Genomic DNA, 18,139 nt, shown 5'->3' on the forward strand with positions numbered 1-18,139 from the left:
GGCGGTTCATGTTCAAACCATTAGTTAAGATTATCTGCACGAGTATTGTTGTCATGGGGGTAGCCAGCTGCGCCACCAATACAACGCCGGCGGATGACAGTCTGTATCAGGCTATGGGTGAGCAGGCGGGTATCAATCGGGTGGTGGAAGGCCTGTTGTACCGCATTGCTGATGACGCACGCATCGTGCACCATTTCGCCGATACCGACATACTCCGGTTGCAAGAAAAGCTACAGGAGCAGATTTGCGTCGAGGCTGGCGGTCCTTGTGAATATACCGGTGACAGCATGATTGACGTGCACGCGGGTTTTGATATCAGCCAAGGCGATTTTAACGCATTGGTGGAGGATCTGATTGCGGCGATGGACGATGAAGGTCTGTCTGTACGCGTACAGAATCGACTACTAAAACGACTCGCGCCCATGCGCGGAGATATCATCTATCGCTAGAGTGGGTTGATCTTCCCTCACCCGAAGGTTTGCCGGTTCAGGTTGTATGCGGCCTGGCTGGCTAGGGCGCCGGCGCGATATTGATCAAGTGTAAGCCAGCCAATACAACTTAACTCTTGGCACGGTTCACTTCGGGCTCGGTGCCGGTCATGGTGACCTTGGTAATCAAACTGGCCGATGGCATGCCGATGGCAGCACCCTGTGCAAAGGTCACTCCCAGTTCGCGCACCTTCGCCAGAATGGCTGGGCTATGGACGAACTCAGCGACCGTCAACATGCCAAGCTCCTCTGCAAACTGCACTATGCCTTTGCAGATGGTCATCGCGGTAGCGTTGGTGTCCAGTTGCTTAATCAGGCTGCCATCGATCTTGATCAGGTCTACATCCAGACGTAGCAGGTGCTCGAAGTTGGAATAGCCAGTGCCGAAGTCGTCAATCGCGATGCGGCAACCGAGCGCCTTGGCACGGTCAATGAACTGACGCACCGCAGCATAGTTTTCAATACCTTCTGATTCGAGGATCTCGAATATCACCCTGGAACCGATCTCGTTTTGTTCAACAGTGGCGATGATGTGATCCGATAGTTCCTGGTCCAATAGATCTTCACAGGATAGGTTCAGCGAGAAGGTGTACGGCAGATCTGCAAATTGCCGCATGCTGCTTTCTACCATGCAGCGGGTAATGGAGCGATAGAGGCGGACTTTCTTCGCCAGATCGAGGAACTGTGAAGGGCTGATGGGTTCACCCTGGTCATCCAGCAGTCTTACCAGGCACTCAAACTTCTCAATTCGATTGGTTTTGAGGTCCATGATGGGTTGAAAGAAGGGCACGATACGACCTGTTTCCAATGCCCCTTTCAAGCGGTTGGCCCAGATCAAATTTTGCTCGTAGCTTTCACGAACTTTGTGGCGCTCATCGTATATGACGTAATTGTTTTTATGCAGGCGCGCTAGCTCCAGCGCGATGTTTGCGCCAGGCAACAGGGCTTCGCTGGTCAGATCTTCACTGCCGCGCTGGGCGCTGCTGGCAGCGCCCAGGCTGGCATTCACGGGTATATCCTGGTTGTGCCATGTGATGCGCAGTGCGCTGATGAACTCGAGCAGCTGGTTGATCTGCTTTTGCAGTTGTCCTTCGCTGTGTTCGCCTGGCAACCAAACGGCGAGCTCATCTGCGGGCATGCGATATAGGCGGCTTTGCTGCCAATCGGGCTGACTCCCCAGGTAGTCATCCAGTGCATCCGCTAGCTCGATAATGACGTGGTCACCACATTCGTGGCCGTAAAAATCGTTAATTTCTTTGAAAGAGTCAATGTTGAGCAGGATCAGTGACGCGGTACGACGCTTTCTTAAATCAACCAGCAGGCGCTCGCGATTAGGTAGCTCTGTCAGGCTGTCGGTGTAGAGGTTATGCAGTTGGCGCAGGATGCCTGCCACTAGATAAAGAATGAGAGCGGAGATCAGCAGCAGTATCAGCCCGGTCAGGCTAACAATTCGGAAGTTGCTTTGCCGCATAGGCTCCAGCACCGCATCAATCTCGGCTTGAGGCACGCCAATGCCGAACAGCATGCCAGCCTGGGTACGAGAGAAGAACAGCGCATATTCGCGCTGACTTAAGTCAAGTTGCAGGTGCTGCATGGGTGAGGCGAGCTGACGCGTGCTGAGTATTCGGGTGGTGGATTGTGGTTTCAGTTGTTCATAAAGATTCAGGTCGACGATAGCGTTGATCAGCTCTTGCGCCTGCGCCACATTTTTAGCTTCTGAGAGGCTGGAAAGATTGCGGTTTTCGGTATCCAGCAAAAACGAGAAAGTGCCGGGGGTGACCTCAACCCGACTGACCGTGCGCACAATATCTTCCGCTCGCCAATCGGTAATCGCTAACCCAATGGGTTGTTGCTGGTTGTTGAAAATTAAAACCGCGTGGCTGATCACGGCGCTGTCGATGCTGGCTTTGTAGTAAGCGGGCATCCAGTTATTGGCGGGATCGATATTGCTGTTGGATTGTTGCTCAAGTTCAGTCAGGCGCTGATACCACTGCCGTATCATTTGCTGGTCGGCTGCCGGAATGGCCTCGACCAGAATGTTGCTCTCCTGACGATAGGCATAAAGCGCCTTCTCGGTTCTGCCGTCTGCGAACCATAGGCTGCTGCCGTAACTATCGGGAAAGTCTCGCAACGTCTGTTGCAGGCTCTGGCGCAAGCGCTGCACCGTAACCGCAGAGTTGTCCTCCAGGCTATCAAACAGGCTGCCGGTGCGGGCCAGTCCATGAGTGTTGTATTCCATCTGCCGATGGTGGGCGTTGATGCGGTCCAGGTTGGCGTAGAAAGTGTCGGTAATTTGTCGCTGCCGCAACTCAGCCATGGCATTTTGCGCGTACTCCAGATTCAAGCTGGACATCAGCCAAGTACCAAACATGAAGATGCACACCAGCAGGCTGAGCAGAAACATGATTGCTGGCTTGACCGGGAGCATGGGCATTCCTTGGCTAGAGTCCGTTAAGCCCAGAATGGACGCGGCCTTGGGCCTGAGTCAACTCTTCCGGACTGAGTTGGGACGATAGCTGTTCTACATGCCGTTTGCCGCGTTTTTCGCCGTTAACCAACGCCAAGCTCAGCCAGACGTAAGCCTCTATCAGGTCGGTATCGCCACTGGTGCCCTGCAGATAATCCATGCCTAGCTCATATTGGGCGGTGGCCGAGTTCTTTTTTGCTGCCTCTCGCAGCCAATGACGAGCGCTAGCTGAACCTTTTTGCTGGTTGGCCAGCTGCAAAATAGCGGGCACATAACCGGCGCTGGCGGCGCGATGCAGGTGGACCTGCGATTGCGGAAAGTTCCTGGCGAGCCCCGTGCCTTGCTGGTAAGCCTGGGCCAGTAAAAAGTTGGCCTCGCGCTGGTCCTGATCACTTGCTGCCTTCAGCCAGGTAGCGGCTTCTTCTTGTTGATCTTGTGCGGCGAGTAGTTGAGCCAGTAACAGCTGACCGTTGGCGTCGCCCTGGCCAGCCGACTCGCGTGCCCAGCGCAGCGCCTCAGCCTGATCTCCGTCTGTTTGTGCAATCACCGCAAGGTGATGCTGGGCTTTGCCATCGCCCTTCGCGGCAGCGGCAGAGCAGGAAGGTTGAGCTTGCTGAAAGTTTTTAATGCTAAACAACAGGTAGCAATCTTTTGCGTTATTGCTGCTGGCAGCGCGTTGGCTGACGGGCGTGTTGGCTTTGGCGGTTGGCGTAACGGGTGTGGCGTTAGTTTGAGTAGCAACCGCCGACTGCGCCGCGCTCACCCGTTGGGCGAAGGCATCAATCACCGCAGGACAAGAGAATACATAGCCGCGCTTAAGGCGTTGTAGCGTTGCAGCGTTGGGATCCTGTGGAGCATAACGGGCGGCAACCACGCCGCAACGTTCGCTGCGTTCGGCACGGACCAACTCTGCATAGGGAGCGTAGTCCGAGTCTTCGCCGTGCCGCTGCAAGTAGACAGTGAGTGGGTCTATATATTCTTGATCAAACAGCGCTTGCACCTCAGCGTGGCGTTCCTGCTCCTTGGGATCGCTCGTTAAACTGGCGGCGAGGTCGGCCAGGCGCTGGCGCTGATTTTTTAATACTTCGCTAGAGCGTGCCAACAGACTGTCAGGCTGAGATAGGGTCTCGCAGCCAGTCAGGGCCGCGGTAACGATGAGCAGCAAAACAACAAGTACGCGCATGAATTCTCTCTGTGATGGCCAGGAACCACTGAGTATGGCTATTGAAAATGCGTGAAAATAACAGCGCTTGTTAGCTATTCGCAGTGTCTTTCAGTGCGCTTCGGTCTATCAGAGTCTCGACCGGAAAAACTGCGCGGTTAACTGATTCCGAGGCCTTTACGCAGGTTTGCCGGTTACTCAATGGCCTCATTCAAAGCTGGGCCATCCGTTGCCGTTGTTGTTAGCGCAGTGTATCAGAGTGACAGCACCAGCAAAGCATAGCACTGGTTTTCAGGTTTGGTGTATGGCACTTCGACATTATCTCGGTCGACGTTCCCTTCGTTAAACTGGAACGCTTCTTGCGTAGGCTCTGTTAGCACGCATATAGCGTCAAATTATTGATTGGGGAAGCTCTGGGCAATGGCTGTCGATCGCACACAAATGATGGGTAACATGCGGACCAATCTAGCCGGCTTACGCCACGGCAGTCTGGGTGTGCCTATTCTATTGCTGGTGATGCTCGGCATGATGATGTTGCCGGTGCCACCTTTCATACTCGACGTGCTCTTTACCTTCAATATTGCACTGGCTTTGGTGGTGCTGTTGGTCGGCGCTTACGCCTTGCGCCCGCTTGATTTCGCCGTGTTCCCCACCATATTGCTGGTCGCCACCTTACTGCGCTTGGCGCTCAACGTAGCGTCTACGCGAGTGGTGCTGCTCTATGGTCATGAGGGTGGTGACGCGGCGGGTAAGGTTATTCAGGCCTTCGGTGAAGTGGTGATCGGCGGTAACTATGTTGTGGGTCTGGTGGTGTTCGCCATCCTGATGATTATCAACTTTGTGGTAGTTACCAAGGGTGCTGGGCGTATCTCAGAAGTGAGCGCTCGCTTCACCCTGGATGCTATGCCTGGCAAACAGATGGCAATCGACGCCGATTTGAATTCGGGTCTGATTGATCAGGAACAGGCCAAGACCCGGCGGATGGAGGTGTCGCAGGAAGCGGATTTCTACGGCTCCATGGACGGTGCCAGTAAGTTCGTACGCGGTGACGCGGTTGCCGGTCTGCTGATTCTGTTCATCAACGTGATTGGTGGTTTAGCCATCGGTATGGCGCAGCACGGCCTGCCATTCGCAGAAGCCGGCAAAATCTACGTGCTGTTGACCATTGGTGACGGTTTGGTGGCGCAAATTCCGTCGCTGCTGCTGTCTACCGCTGCCGCCATTATGGTGACGCGGGTCTCCACCTCTGAAGACATGGGCGCGCAGGTGCAGCGTCAGATGTTCACCTCGCCCAAGGCGCTGGCTATTGCCGCGGCGATCATGATCATCATGGGCCTGATTCCCGGCATGCCACACTTTTCCTTTATTGGTTTGGGTGCGCTGGCAGCCGGTGGCGCCTACGTGATTGCCAAACGACAGCAGGTCAAGGTTGAAGAGGACGCTGAGGTTGAGCGCAAGCAGGCGCTGCCGCCAGCGGTGCAGTCGCCAGAAACCCGTGAGCTGGGCTGGGATGACGTCACCCCGGTCGACATGGTGGGGTTGGAGGTAGGTTACCGTTTGATTCCGCTGGTCGACCGGAACCAGGGTGGGCAGTTGCTGGCGCGGATTAAGGGCGTGCGTAAAAAACTGTCACAGGACTTGGGCTTTTTGATGCCCTCGGTACACATCCGCGACAACCTCGATCTGGCACCCAATGCCTATAGATTGACGCTGATGGGTGTTGGCGTAGCTGAAGCTGAGGTTTACCCAGACCGTGAGCTGGCAATCAACCCAGGCCAGGTATTTGGCGAAATCAAAGGCTTGGCGGGTAAAGATCCTGCCTTTGGGTTGGATGCGGTATGGATCGAGCCGATGCAGAAAGACCAGGCTCAGTCGCTTGGTTACACGGTAGTCGACGCCAGCACCGTGGTGGCCACCCACATCAACCAAATTCTGCACAAGCACGCACATGAGCTGATTGGCCATGAGGAAGTGCAGCAGCTGCTGCAAGTGCTGGCCAAGGCTTCGCCAAAGCTGGCTGAGGAGCTAGTGCCAGGGCTTATTTCAGTCTCCAATCTGCTCAAAGTGTTGCAGGGCCTGCTGCAGGAGCAGGTGCCGGTGCGCGACATTCGGACCATCGCTGAGTCTATCGCTAACAGCTCGGGCAAGAGTCAAGATACTGGCGCTGTGATTGGGGCAGTGCGCGTTGCGCTGTCGCGCTCGATCGTGCAAAGCATTGTGGGGCTTGACTCCGAGCTGCCTGTGATCACTCTGGAGCCAAGGTTGGAACAGATGTTGCTACAGAGTCTTCAGAAGGCTGGGCAGGGTGTCGATGATGGCATGTTGCTGGAGCCCGGGATGGCAGAAAAACTGCAACGCTCGTTGTCAGAAGCGGTGCAGCGTCAGGAAGTACAGGGCAAGCCAGCGATCCTGCTGGTGGCTGGGCCGATTCGGATGATGATGGCCAAGTTTGTCCGCTACGCCGCCCCCGGAGCTCATGTGTTGTCCTACCAGGAAATTCCGGACAGCAAGCAGGTGACCATAGTCGCCACGGTCGGACAGAACTGAGCCAAGGCTCAAGAACGCAGATTAAACGCAGCCTGGCGCGATGCGCGGGGCACCGGTAACTGATGAGGTCAGCCATGAAAGTCAAACGTTTCTTTGCCGCCGATATGCGCCAAGCGATGAAACTGGTGCGTGATGAGCTGGGCGCTGACGCCTCGATTATCGCTAACCGCCGTGTGGCTGGTGGGGTAGAGCTGACCGCAGCGCTGGACTATGTTGCGCCGCGCATCACGCCGCCGACGCCAGGGCTGGATCAGGAACTGAAAAAGACCCAAGAGCGCATTGTTGCCGCCCGCGCCGAGCTTGAGGTGGGCCAAATGGTTTCGCGTAATCAGCCAACCGTTAACCGTCAATTATTCGGGGACAGCATGCGCGCGGCGGCCGAGCAAGGCTCGCCGGTTGCGCGCGACCTGCTTGATCGTCTGGTGCAAGAGCCAAGCGAAGAGCCGCCGGTGCAGCGCAAGGTGAGTGCTGCAGCTCCTGTCGCTGATGCGGCTGAAAGTACTGGGCTTAGTGCTATGCGCGCCGAGCTGGCAGGGTTGCGTGAGATGTTGGAGTCGCAGTTGGGCGGTATGGCTTGGGGCCAACTCAACCAGCGTCAGCCTAAACAGGCTGGCTTGTGGCGCCGGCTGACACAGATCGGTTTGCCGGCAGAAATCTGCCAGAATCTACTGAGTCAGGTCGCTGACGTGACTGACGTCCGCCAAGCTTGGCGCCTGGTACTGGCGCACCTATCGCACCGCATTCCTACTTTGCGTGAAGATATGCTGGACCAAGGCGGTATTATCGCATTGGTCGGCCCAACCGGCGCAGGCAAAACCACCACACTGGGCAAGTTGGCAGCACGTTACGTGCTTAAGCACGGTAGCCAGCATGTGGCCCTGGTGACTATGGATACCTATCGCATTGGCGCGCATGAACAGCTGCGTACCCTCGGCCGCATTCTTGACGTGCCGGTGCGAGTAGTTGATGAGCAGAACAGCTTGCAGGATGTGCTGGCTGATTTTTCCGGTAAGCGTTTAGTGTTGGTAGATACGGCCGGCCTGCAAGCGCAGGACCCGTATCTGCGCGGTCAGCTGAACGCACTGGCGCAACAGGGCCAGCAAGTGCGTAAATTGTTGGTGTTGGCGGCAACCAGTCAGTACCGTGTCATGAAGGCGGCTTATCACAACTATAAAAGTTGTGGGCTCAGTGGTTGCGTTCTGACTAAAGTCGACGAGGCCGCAACGCTGGGTGAGTCATTAGGGCTGGCTATGGAGCAGGGTTTGCCGGTAGCCTATCTGGCAGATGGCCAGCGAATCCCAGACGATATCAATCGTGCGCTAGGGCACCAGTTGGTAAGTCGCGCGGTCAGTATGGCGGGTAATGAGGCGCCTGAAGATCAGGCGATGGCAGATGTGTTTGCCGGCATGATGCATGGCCAGCGGGCAAGCTAAGCGAAATCAACAATTCAAGGTAATCAACGTAGATGGGTAGCAATCATCCGGTTCAGGTTATCGCAGTCACCGGCGGCAAGGGTGGTATCGGCAAAACTAATGTGTCGGTCAATCTCAGCCTTGCGCTGGCGGAGTTGGGGCGCCGAGTCGTGCTGTTGGATGCCGACTTAGGGCTAGCCAACGTTGACGTATTGCTTGGGTTAAAACCCAAAGCTACGTTGGCTGACGTGCTGGAAGGCAAATGTGATCTGCGCGACGTGATGATCCCCGGTCCCGGTGGTATCCGCGTCGTGCCTGCGGCGTCGGGCGCGGCGAATATGGTTAACCTTAGCCCCCAACAGCATGCAGGTCTGATCCAGTCGTTCAGCGAGGTTGGTGACAATATCGACGTGCTGATTGTCGACACTGCCGCTGGTATCGGCGATTCGGTGGTTAGCTTCGTGCGGGCAGCCCAGGAAGCACTGGTTGTCGTCTGCGATGAGCCTACCTCTATTACCGACGCTTATGCGCTGATCAAACTGCTAAATCGTGATCACGGCATGACGCGTTTCCGAATTCTGGCCAATATGGTGAACACCCCGCAGGAAGGTCGAATGGTGTTTGCTAAACTGTCTAAAGTAACTGACCGGTTTCTCGACGTAGCACTGCAATACGTCGGGGCGGTACCTTTCGATGAAGCGGTGCGCAAGTCCGTACAGAAGCAACGTGCAGTCTATGAAGCTTTTCCGCGCAGCAAAGCGGCCATGGCGATTAGAGCAATTGCGCAGAAGGTGGACTCATGGCCTTTACCGGCCAATCCACGCGGACACCTGGAATTCTTCGTCGAACGTCTGGTACGGCCTACCGGCTCAGGCCTATGATTGCATCGGCTGGCGGACTAAGCATGTATACACGAGCACAACGTTCTGCGAATGACCAGGATCGACTCGTTGAGCAATATGCTCCGCTAGTGAAGCGCATCGCCTACCATCTGCTCGGCCGATTGCCGTCCAGTGTACAGGTTGATGATCTGATCCAGGCCGGCATGATTGGCCTGTTAGAGGCTTCTCGTAAGTTCGACTTCGGCAAAGGTGCCAGCTTTGAAACATATGCTGGTATCCGCATCCGTGGTGCCATGCTTGATGAAGTACGCAAAGGTGATTGGGCGCCACGTTCAGTGCATCGAAATACACGCATGGTCAGTGATGCGATGCGCGCGGTTGAATCTCGTTTGGGTCGCGACGCTAAAGATCACGAGATTGCTGCCGAACTTGATATGAGTCTTGAAGAATATTACGCGATTCTCAACGACACCGCGGGCAGCAAGCTCTTTAGCTTTGATGATCTGTTGGAAAGTGGTGCGCCGGCCGATGTACAGGGTGATTTCGAGCCTTTCTCTGGGCTGGAAGATGAACGTTTTCGCGGCGCGTTGGCGGAAGCAATCGACGGTTTACCTGAACGGGAACGTCTGCTTCTGTCGCTGTATTACGATGAAGAACTGAACCTCAAAGAGATCGGCGCGGTGTTGGGAGTAAGTGAGTCGCGGGTAAGTCAGCTGCATAGTCAATGTGCCGCACGACTGCGCGCCCGTCTATCAAGTTGGCGAAATGATTGATTTTGTCGCTAACATCCGGACAATGCTCGAATTGCGCAAATAGTAGCACTGTGCCTGATCCTGTTTTGATGGCTGTAAACTGAAGATATTGTGAACAACCGGTTGCGCAGCAGCAGGCTATTCAGAGTTTCTTTATACGGCTAGTTTGGCCATTGCAATGGGTTTTCGGGGTGCAGGCCTGCACTTTCCCTGGTTTGTACGGAGGTCGACTTGGACAAGAATATGAAAATTCTCATCGTTGATGATTTTTCAACGATGAGGCGCATTATCAAAAACCTGTTGCGCGACCTGGGTTTTACCAACACGGCTGAAGCCGATGATGGCAATACCGCATTGCCGATGCTGCAGAGTGGTAACTTCGATTTTCTGGTGACTGACTGGAACATGCCCGGCATGAGTGGCATCGACCTGCTGCGTGCAGTCCGTGCTGACGAGCGTCTGAAGCACCTGCCGGTGCTGATGGTGACCGCTGAAGCCAAACGGGACCAGATCATCGAAGCAGCCCAGGCGGGTGTTAACGGTTATGTTGTGAAGCCTTTTACTGCTCAGGCTTTGAAAGAAAAAATCGAAAAGATTTTTGAGCGAGTGCAAGCAAAATAATAATCAACCGGGGTACAGGTTATGGCGTTAAGTAAGGATCCCGGCCAGGCGACTGCTCAGGAATTTGAACATTCCCTCAAGGACAATGCGCGCCAATTGGTCGATCATCTGGAGCAGGGTGACTTCGCCGAAGCTCTATTGGTGATTCACGCAATAAATCAAGCCCGTGATCGCGGTCTTTATCATGAGGTGGGGCAGCTCACCCGTGCGTTGCACAACTCCATTGTCAACTTTCAGATAGACACCACCCACGCCCTGGGTGATGAAACTGAAACCTCGAAAATTTCTGATGCCTCGGATCGCCTGGATTATGTGGTGCAGCTGACCGATAAGGCAGCCAATCGCACTATGGACCTGGTAGAAATCAGCGCGCCAAAGATATCTGAACTGGGCGGTGAAGCGGCGGCTTTGCGTAGCGACTGGCGGCGTTTGCAGCGGCGTGAGATGGCGGCCGATGAGTTTCGTGAACTGTATAAGCGTATGGGTGACTTTCTTGAGAAAACCGAAAATACCAGCAATGACGTATCGGGCCATCTTAACGATATTTTGATTGCGCAGGATTATCAGGACCTTACCGGTCAGGTGATCAAGCGCGTCATTACGCTAGTGCACGATGTCGAAGAAAGTTTGCTCAGCTTGGTTCGCATGGCGGGCCAGGTGGATCGAATTACTGGCATCAACCACGCAGAAACCGCCAGCGAGACAAAAAAAACCTCACCCAGGGGTGAAGGTCCGCAAATTCATGCCGATACAAGAGAAGACGTTGTATCCGGGCAGGACGAAGTCGACGATCTTTTGTCCAGCCTGGGGTTCTGACTCCTGCAAAAAATCGCCGACACCGAGTGTGACGGCAACGGCCAGACTAGTTGTGAAATAGTCAGGCTTGCTGGTTCCGGATTAGCGACTAATAACAGCGGACTGCGCCCAAGCAGCGATACTAGCCCAACGCATTACCGTTTACTGTTAACACGCCCGAGGGGAGTGGGTGCATGAGTTTCGATGCGGATGAAGAGATTCTCCAGGACTTTCTGGTCGAGGCAGGTGAGATACTCGAGCTGTTGTCCGAACAGTTGGTCGAACTGGAGAACCGTCCCGATGACATGGATCTGCTCAACGCTATCTTTCGCGGTTTTCATACCGTTAAAGGCGGTGCTGGCTTCCTGCAACTCGATGCCCTGGTAGCTTGCTGCCACATAGCCGAGAACGTGTTTGATATTCTGCGCAAGGGTGAGCGCCCGGTTACCTCCGATTTAATGGATGTAGTTCTGCAGGCGCTGGATACGGTCAACAGTATGTTTGATCAGGTGCGCAACCAACAAGAACTCACCCCTGCCACGCCAGCTTTGCTAGCTGCACTTTCCGCGTTAGCGCAACCAGCCAGTGCCGATATTGTTGAGCCTGTCGCTGCAGCTGCGCCGACCGCACCGGCTCTGGCTGCTGTGGAAAGTATCTCCAGCGGTGATGGCGATATAACCGATGACGAGTTCGAGCTATTGCTCGATGCGCTGCATGGCAATGCAACTCCCGCTGTAACAGCCGAGCCGGCCGCGTCAGCAACCGCCGGCAGTGATGAAATCAGCGATGATGAATTCGATGCTCTGCTGGACGAGCTGCATGGCAGTGGCCAAGTTGGAAGTGGCCCCGCCACAACCACGACCGCTAGTTCCGGCGACGATATCTCCGATGATGAATTTGAAGCGCTGCTGGATGAGTTGCACGGTAAGGGCAGCGCGCCAGGCAAGATCGAAGACGACGCGCCTGTTGAGGCGTCTGTGCCACAAAGCGCCGCAGACACTGCTGACAAAATTACCGACGATGAGTTTGAAGCTCTGCTCGATGAATTGCATGGCAAAGGTTCTGCACCGGGTAAAGAAGCTGTAGACGTGACCCCAATTTCTGCGTCGGCTGCTGTTCCTGCTGCCAAGGCAGACAGTAAGCCCGAGCCAAAGCCTCAGCCCAAAGTTGTTGCCAAGCCACAAGCTGCGCCTGTGGCCGCCCCAAGTGTCGTAAAGCCGGCACAAGCGGCAGAAGCTGCTCCCACAGCTGAGACCACCGTACGCGTAGACACCGCACGTCTTGATGAAATCATGAACATGGTTGGCGAGCTGGTGTTGGTGCGCAACCGACTGGTGCGTCTGGGCTTAAGCAGTGGCGATGAAGAACTGAACAAAGCGGTTGGTAATCTGGATGTGGTTACCGCTGATCTGCAAATGTCAGTGATGAAAACCCGCATGCAGCCGATCAAAAAAGTATTTGGGCGATTCCCGCGCGTGGTACGTGATTTGGCGCGGAGCTTGAAAAAGGAAATTAACCTAGAGCTGGTTGGTGAAGAAACCGATCTCGACAAGAACCTGGTAGAAGCGCTGGCCGATCCACTGGTTCACTTGGTGCGTAATTCGGTAGACCACGGTATTGAGCTGCCTGACGAACGAGAGGCCGCGGGTAAACCACGTACGGGTAAAGTCGTATTGGCCGCGCAGCAGGAAGGCGATCATATTCTGCTGACTATCGTCGACGATGGCCGCGGTATGGACCCAGATGTGCTGCGTGCCAAGGCAGTCGAAAAAGGCATGATGGACAAAGACGCTGCGGATCGCCTGAGCGAAGCCGAGTGCTTTAATCTGATCCTCGAGCCCGGCTTCTCTACAAAAACCGAAATTTCCGATGTATCCGGCCGTGGTGTGGGTATGGATGTGGTGAAAACCAAAATCTCCCAGCTCAACGGCACCATCAATATTGAATCAACCAAAGGACAAGGCTCGCGCATCGCCATCAAAGTGCCGTTAACGCTGGCGATTATGCCAACCTTGATGGTCATGTTGGCGAACCAGGCGTTCGCGTTGCCGCTGGTAAGCGTTAACGAGATCTATAGCCTCGACTTGTCGCGCACCAATATCGTCGATGGCCAGGAAGTCATTATCGTGCGCGAAAAAGCGTTGCCGTTGTTCTATCTCAAGCGCTGGCTGATGCCAGGCGTGCAAGATACCAGCGATCATTCTGCGGCTAGTGTGGTGATCGTCTCGGTCGGCACGCAACGAGTGGGCTTTGTGGTTGATCAATTGGTCGGCCAGGAAGAAGTGGTTATCAAACCACTCGGGCGGATGCTCCAGGGCACGGCGGGTATGGCTGGCGCGACTATCACCGGCGATGGCCGTATCGCCTTGATTCTGGATATACCCAGTCTGCTTAAGCGGTACGCGCGACGGGTGTGATAGGTTGTACCATGCTGTATCAGACGCATCTGCCAACGGCTGTTGCCATGCTGAACTGACGCGGTAGGCGGGGAAAGTGGCTCGCAAGAGTTACTTGGAAATGGGCGCATGGTGCGCTGCGCCGAATGGCGATGCGGGTTCAGGAGAAGGTATGGCGGTCAAGGTTCTGGTGGTTGATGACTCGGGTTTTTTTCGCCGCCGGGTAACCGAAATTCTGGCGGGTGATCCGCAGATTCAGGTTGTCGGCACGGCAACCAACGGTAAAGAAGCTATCGAGCAGACGCTGTCGCTACGTCCGGACGTAATCACTATGGATTACGAGATGCCGGTGATGGATGGCATCACGGCGGTAAAGCAGATCATGCAGCGCTGCCCCACGCCGGTCATCATGTTTTCCTCGCTTACCTATGAAGGCGCCCGCGTCAGCCTGGATGCACTGGATGCTGGTGCCGCTGATTACCTGCCAAAAAACTTTGAAGATATTTCTCGCAATCCCGATAAGGTGCGACAGTTGCTTTGCGAGCGCGTCAACGCGTTGGCGCGCACCAATCGCCGCTCGCTTGGCCTGAGCGCCAGTCCGGCTGCGCAGCCAGCCCCCCATCTCGGCAGTAGCGCGCCGCGACCTGCCGCAGTGGCCGGTAACACCGCCTCTCCCGTCAGCAAGCCGGCAGCAACGGCGCCGCGTAATAGCCCTGCGCCGCGCAAGCGCAGCTATAAGTTGGTCGCAATAGGCACTTCGACTGGCGGTCCAGTAGCGCTGCAGAAAGTGCTGACACAGCTGCCGAGTAATTTCCCAGCGCCTCTGCTGCTGATTCAACACATGCCCGCCGCGTTTACCAAAGCCTTTGCGGAGCGACTCGACAAGCTATGTCGGATATCGGTAAAAGAAGCGGAAGACGGTGACGTTCTCCGTCCCGGCGTAGCGCTGCTGGCGCCCGGCGGCAAACAGATGATGCTGGATGGTCGGGGCGTGGTGCGCATTCTGCCCGGTGATGAGCGGCTTAATTATAAGCCCTGTGTTGATGTTACTTTCGGTTCGGCGGCCAAAGCCTTCCAGGATAAAGTGCTGGCGGTCGTGCTGACCGGCATGGGCGCAGATGGCCGCGAAGGCGCCCGAATGCTTAAGCAGGCGGGCAGCTCCATATGGGCGCAGGACGAGGCCAGTTGTGTGATTTATGGCATGCCCATGGCGATAGCCAAGGCCAATTTGGCCGATGGTATCTACAGCCTGGATGAAATTGGGCGTTATCTGGCAGAGATAGGCTGATGGATATTCTCAGTATTATCGGCATCATTCTGGCCTTTGTGGCCATTATGGGTGGCAATTATCTAGAGGGTGGGCACGCTTCTGCGCTCTTAAACGCGCCTGCAGCGCTGATTGTGATTGGCGGGACGTTAGGCGCGGCTTTTATTCAGACGCCGTTGACGGTTTTTAAACGTGCTCTGGTCATTTTGCGCTGGATTATTTTCCCCCCTTCAAACCGTTTGCGCGAAGGGATTGGTCAAATTATCAACTGGAGCACCATTGCGCGTAAGGATGGGCTGCTGGGGCTGGAGGCTATCGCCGAGCTGGAGCCTGATGCTTATGCCCGCAAAGGACTGCAGTTGTTGGTCGACGGCAGCGAGCCTGAAGCGCTGCGCGGTATTCTCGAGGTCGAACTGATGACCCGTGAAAACCACGACCTGATGGCCGCCAAGGTCTATGAAAGTATGGGCGGCTATTCGCCGACCATAGGTATCATCGGCGCAGTCATGGGGTTGATTCACGTGATGGGTAATTTGGCCGATCCGTCCATGCTGGGGTCGGGTATTGCGGTTGCCTTTGTCGCGACTATCTACGGCGTAGCGCTGGCCAATTTATTTTTACTGCCAGTAGCACATAAGCTCAAAGCGGTGGTGCTGCAGCAGTCGCGTTACCGTGAAATGATGCTGGAAGGCTTGCTGTCGATCGCCGAAGGTGAGAATCCGCGCTCTATTGAAATGAAGCTCGAGGGCTTCCTCGACTAGCGTCGACAGAACCTGGGGAGAGCGGCATGCGGCGACGTCGCCATGAAGAGCATGAAAACCACGAACGCTGGCTGGTGTCCTACGCAGACTTCATCACCTTGCTGTTCGCCTTCTTTGTTGTCATGTATTCAATTTCTTCGGTCAACGAAGGCAAGTACAAAGTCCTGTCCGATACGCTTGAGGGCGCATTCAATCAGCCGCAGCGATCGATAGATCCGATTCAGATTGGTCAGGAACAGCCGCGTGGTATTGGCAAGCAAGATGACGCTGGCGCGCAAGCAGGTCAGCAGGACGGCGGCAGTGACGCTTTGCAGGATATTACCCAGGCAATGCAGGCAGCCTTTGGCGATCTGATTCAAGCTGGCGATCTGGAGGTGCGCGGCAACGAACTCTGGGTGGAAATTGAACTGAGTTCTGGGCTGCTATTCCCCAGTGGCGATGCTTTACCGCTGGACGCAGCTTTTGGCTTGGTTGACCGCATCGCCGAGATACTGGCGCCCTACGATAACCCGGTGCATGTTGAAGGCTTTACCGACAACGTGCCCATGCGTTCAGGTAACTATCCAACCAATTGGGAGTTGTCTGCCGCGCGTGCTGCCAGTGTGGTACGTATGTTGACCACTGGCGGAGTCAATCCTGACCGTTTGGCTGCAGTAGGCTATGGTGAGTTCAGGCCGGTCGCGGACAACACTACTGCTGCGGGCCGTAAGGCCAATCGTCGAGTGGTACTGCTGGTGTCACGTTTTGTGGATAAGCGACATGAAGCCTTTAGCGGAGAGCCGGAGTCGGTCGACGTGATGCGCGAAGCGCGTAGTGAATCAGCCACCCCTCCAGTCACGGCTGAGCCGTCTGGCACGGGTTCTGCATCGAATTCAACTCCTTAGCTGTAACAGGTCTTAGCTGTCAAAATGTTGTCGTTTATCACGTGTAGTGGAGTATGTCCGTGTAGGAATGCTCCCGGAGGTAAGCCATGAGAGTCTGGGCGGTAGCCAACCAGAAAGGCGGTGTGGGTAAAACGACATCTGCTGTGGCATTGGCTGGCCTGCTGGCGGACCAGGGTCAGCGCGTGCTGGTGGTGGATTTGGACCCGCATGGTTCCATGACCAGCTATTTCGGGCATGATCCCGACCAACTCACCAGCAGCGTATTTAACCTGTTTCAGCACAATGGCCAGGTACCCGAGGGGCTGGCGGCGGCGCTACTGCTTGATACGTCGCACCCCAATATTCAGTTACTGCCCTCAAGTACTTCTCTGGCCACGTTAGAGCGGCAATCGGCCTCTCAGGGTGGCTATGGCCTGGTGTTGTCACGGGCGCTGGCGCAACTGTGGAATGACTTTCAGTTCGTGATTATCGATAGCCCGCCACTGCTTGGCGTTTCGATGATCAATGCCCTGGCTGCCTGCGAGCAGCTGGTGATACCGGTACAGACGGAGTTTCTCGCTCTTAAAGGGCTGGAGCGCATGGTGCACACCCTGAACATGGTTAACCGATCGCGCAAGCAGGCACTGCCCTATACCATAGTGCCCACCTTGTTTGACCGTCGTACTCAGGCGTCATTAAGCACCCTGCGCATGTTGCGTCGTGACTACGCTGACCATCTCTGGCAGGCGTATATTCCGATTGATACCAAGTTGCGCGATGCGAGCCTGGCTGGGGTGGTACCGTCGCAGCTGGATAACGGCGCACGCGGCGTCTTGGCCTACCGGGCCTTGCTGCGTTATCTGCTGGCGCAGAGCCTGTCCCGCCGCGAGCAGGTCGCGTGAACGCGGCCTTTGTCTGGCTAATGCTTTAACGGCGGCCGCCGATATAGATTCAAGATCTGTGATTGATGTGCATCACAGTTAAACCAACATGGCGCGGGTGTTATGAGTAAATCCAGATTACCGGTACAAGAATTCGTGCCGGAACAAACCATTCAGCATTATCTGGATGCGCTGCTGCAGGATGCGACCGAGGAGCTGGCGCGCGTCGAAACTGAGCCAGCGGTGCAGCTTGAAGCTGCGCCCGTTGCTGAGCCGCCGCCTGCGCCGGTATTGCGGGTTGCTCTGCCACCGGTAATTGAACCAGCGGTAGCTGAGCCTGTGCTGGAAACTGCTGAGCAAGAACTTGTTGCACCTGCTCCGGCAATCAACCCGGTGTGGCGCGAACAGTCATTTGAAGCGCTGCTGTTTGATGTAGGTGGGTTGAAGCTGGCGGTACCGCTGGTATCGTTGGGAACTATCTATCCGTTAGATTCCGAAATCACACCCTTGTTCGGTCAGCCCGACTGGTTTCTTGGCATAATGCCGACGCAGGCGGGTAATTTAAAAGTGCTTGATACCGCCCGTTGGGTGATGCCTGAGCGCTACAGCGATGACCTGAAAGAGCGCTTGTCTTTTGTTATCTCGGTAGAAGGCTATGACTGGGGTATGGCGGTACATGGGGTGCACGAATCCATTCGGCTGCAGCCAGAGCAAGTTAAGTGGCGCTCGCAGGAGGGTAAACGACCTTGGCTGGCGGGTACTGTGATAGATCACATGTGCGCCTTGCTGGATGTATCCGCGCTAGCTAGCCTGATAGTCAAGGGTGTGGCAAGTCAGGCGTCTGGTAATGCCCCAACGCCAGCATTAGGATAACTACAAACAGGG

Annotated in this window: 15 protein-coding genes; 13 read left to right on the forward strand and 2 right to left on the reverse strand. The window is 55.5% G+C overall.

Going from position 1 to position 18,139, the window contains the following annotated elements:
- Positions 1–8: 8 nt before the first annotated feature.
- Complete coding sequence (locus AC1XYH_RS04280) at positions 9–449, forward strand: group I truncated hemoglobin (protein WP_483325427.1); 441 nt, start codon at positions 9–11, stop codon at positions 447–449.
- 109 nt (positions 450–558) lie between these two features.
- On the opposite strand, the gene AC1XYH_RS04285 is transcribed toward AC1XYH_RS04280, so the two are convergent.
- Together AC1XYH_RS04285 and AC1XYH_RS04290 are read right to left on the reverse strand one after the other, a co-directional pair.
- A complete protein-coding gene (locus AC1XYH_RS04285; protein WP_483325428.1) occupies positions 559–2,916 on the reverse strand; it encodes an EAL domain-containing protein in 2,358 nt (785 codons plus the stop codon).
- Between the two features lie 13 nt (positions 2,917–2,929).
- Complete coding sequence (locus AC1XYH_RS04290) at positions 2,930–4,138, reverse strand: tetratricopeptide repeat protein (RefSeq protein WP_483325429.1); 1,209 nt, start codon at positions 4,136–4,138, stop codon at positions 2,930–2,932.
- Positions 4,139–4,537: 399 nt separating this feature from the next.
- On the opposite strand from AC1XYH_RS04290, the gene flhA reads away from it, so the two are divergent.
- From flhA to AC1XYH_RS04350, 12 genes are all read left to right on the forward strand, one after another.
- Positions 4,538–6,664 (forward strand): flagellar biosynthesis protein FlhA, encoded by a 2,127-nt coding sequence (gene flhA / locus AC1XYH_RS04295; RefSeq protein ID WP_483325430.1) that lies wholly within the window; start codon positions 4,538–4,540, stop codon positions 6,662–6,664.
- Positions 6,665–6,738: 74 nt separating this feature from the next.
- Positions 6,739–8,097, forward strand: coding sequence for a flagellar biosynthesis GTPase FlhF (gene flhF, locus AC1XYH_RS04300; protein WP_483325431.1), 1,359 nt, complete (start codon positions 6,739–6,741; stop codon positions 8,095–8,097).
- Between the two features lie 32 nt (positions 8,098–8,129).
- Positions 8,130–8,957, forward strand: a complete 828-nt coding sequence (fleN, locus tag AC1XYH_RS04305) for a flagellar synthesis regulator FleN (RefSeq protein WP_483325432.1) — start codon at positions 8,130–8,132, stop codon at positions 8,955–8,957.
- On the forward strand, positions 8,957–9,691 hold the full coding sequence (locus AC1XYH_RS04310) for an RNA polymerase sigma factor FliA (RefSeq protein WP_483326299.1): 735 nt from the start codon (positions 8,957–8,959) through the stop codon (positions 9,689–9,691). Before fleN ends, AC1XYH_RS04310 begins: the two co-directional genes overlap by 1 nt.
- 222 nt (positions 9,692–9,913) lie before the next feature.
- Complete coding sequence (locus AC1XYH_RS04315) at positions 9,914–10,291, forward strand: chemotaxis response regulator CheY (protein WP_483325433.1); 378 nt, start codon at positions 9,914–9,916, stop codon at positions 10,289–10,291.
- Between the two features lie 21 nt (positions 10,292–10,312).
- Positions 10,313–11,107, forward strand: coding sequence for a protein phosphatase CheZ (locus tag AC1XYH_RS04320; RefSeq protein WP_483325434.1), 795 nt, complete (start codon positions 10,313–10,315; stop codon positions 11,105–11,107).
- A gap of 173 nt (positions 11,108–11,280) precedes the next feature.
- Positions 11,281–13,503, forward strand: coding sequence for a chemotaxis protein CheA (locus tag AC1XYH_RS04325; RefSeq protein ID WP_483325435.1), 2,223 nt, complete (start codon positions 11,281–11,283; stop codon positions 13,501–13,503).
- Between the two features lie 151 nt (positions 13,504–13,654).
- Positions 13,655–14,770, forward strand: coding sequence for a protein-glutamate methylesterase/protein-glutamine glutaminase (locus AC1XYH_RS04330; RefSeq protein WP_483325436.1), 1,116 nt, complete (start codon positions 13,655–13,657; stop codon positions 14,768–14,770).
- Entirely contained in the window at positions 14,770–15,510 is a 741-nt protein-coding gene (locus tag AC1XYH_RS04335; RefSeq protein ID WP_483325437.1) for a flagellar motor protein, read from the forward strand. The genes AC1XYH_RS04330 and AC1XYH_RS04335 overlap by 1 nt, the downstream gene beginning before the upstream one ends.
- A 26-nt stretch (positions 15,511–15,536) precedes the next feature.
- Positions 15,537–16,394, forward strand: a complete 858-nt coding sequence (motD, locus tag AC1XYH_RS04340) for a flagellar motor protein MotD (RefSeq protein WP_483325438.1) — start codon at positions 15,537–15,539, stop codon at positions 16,392–16,394.
- An 86-nt stretch (positions 16,395–16,480) separates the two neighbouring features.
- Positions 16,481–17,275, forward strand: a complete 795-nt coding sequence (locus AC1XYH_RS04345; RefSeq protein ID WP_483325439.1) for a ParA family protein — start codon at positions 16,481–16,483, stop codon at positions 17,273–17,275.
- Between the two features lie 102 nt (positions 17,276–17,377).
- On the forward strand, positions 17,378–18,127 hold the full coding sequence (locus AC1XYH_RS04350; protein ID WP_483325440.1) for a CheW domain-containing protein: 750 nt from the start codon (positions 17,378–17,380) through the stop codon (positions 18,125–18,127).
- Positions 18,128–18,139 lie beyond the last annotated feature (12 nt).

It is taken from the genome of Pseudomonas sp. GW-45, assembly GCF_056896675.1.

Excerpts from the sequence above, each read along its gene's own strand:
- AC1XYH_RS04285 (WP_483325428.1), bottom strand. The coding sequence starts at position 2,916 with ATGCTCCCGGTCAAGCCAGCAATCATGTTTCTGCTCAGCCTGCTGGTG.
- AC1XYH_RS04330 (WP_483325436.1), top strand. The coding sequence starts at position 13,655 with ATGGCGGTCAAGGTTCTGGTGGTTGATGACTCGGGTTTTTTTCGCCGC.
- AC1XYH_RS04325 (WP_483325435.1), top strand. The coding sequence starts at position 11,281 with ATGAGTTTCGATGCGGATGAAGAGATTCTCCAGGACTTTCTGGTCGAG.
- AC1XYH_RS04280 (WP_483325427.1), top strand. The coding sequence starts at position 9 with ATGTTCAAACCATTAGTTAAGATTATCTGCACGAGTATTGTTGTCATG.
- AC1XYH_RS04320 (WP_483325434.1), top strand. The coding sequence starts at position 10,313 with ATGGCGTTAAGTAAGGATCCCGGCCAGGCGACTGCTCAGGAATTTGAA.
- motD (WP_483325438.1), top strand. The coding sequence starts at position 15,537 with ATGCGGCGACGTCGCCATGAAGAGCATGAAAACCACGAACGCTGGCTG.
- flhF (WP_483325431.1), top strand. The coding sequence starts at position 6,739 with ATGAAAGTCAAACGTTTCTTTGCCGCCGATATGCGCCAAGCGATGAAA.
- AC1XYH_RS04335 (WP_483325437.1), top strand. The coding sequence starts at position 14,770 with ATGGATATTCTCAGTATTATCGGCATCATTCTGGCCTTTGTGGCCATT.
- AC1XYH_RS04350 (WP_483325440.1), top strand. The coding sequence starts at position 17,378 with ATGAGTAAATCCAGATTACCGGTACAAGAATTCGTGCCGGAACAAACC.
- flhA (WP_483325430.1), top strand. The coding sequence starts at position 4,538 with ATGGCTGTCGATCGCACACAAATGATGGGTAACATGCGGACCAATCTA.
- AC1XYH_RS04315 (WP_483325433.1), top strand. The coding sequence starts at position 9,914 with ATGAAAATTCTCATCGTTGATGATTTTTCAACGATGAGGCGCATTATC.
- AC1XYH_RS04345 (WP_483325439.1), top strand. The coding sequence starts at position 16,481 with ATGAGAGTCTGGGCGGTAGCCAACCAGAAAGGCGGTGTGGGTAAAACG.
- AC1XYH_RS04290 (WP_483325429.1), bottom strand. The coding sequence starts at position 4,138 with ATGCGCGTACTTGTTGTTTTGCTGCTCATCGTTACCGCGGCCCTGACT.
- fleN (WP_483325432.1), top strand. The coding sequence starts at position 8,130 with ATGGGTAGCAATCATCCGGTTCAGGTTATCGCAGTCACCGGCGGCAAG.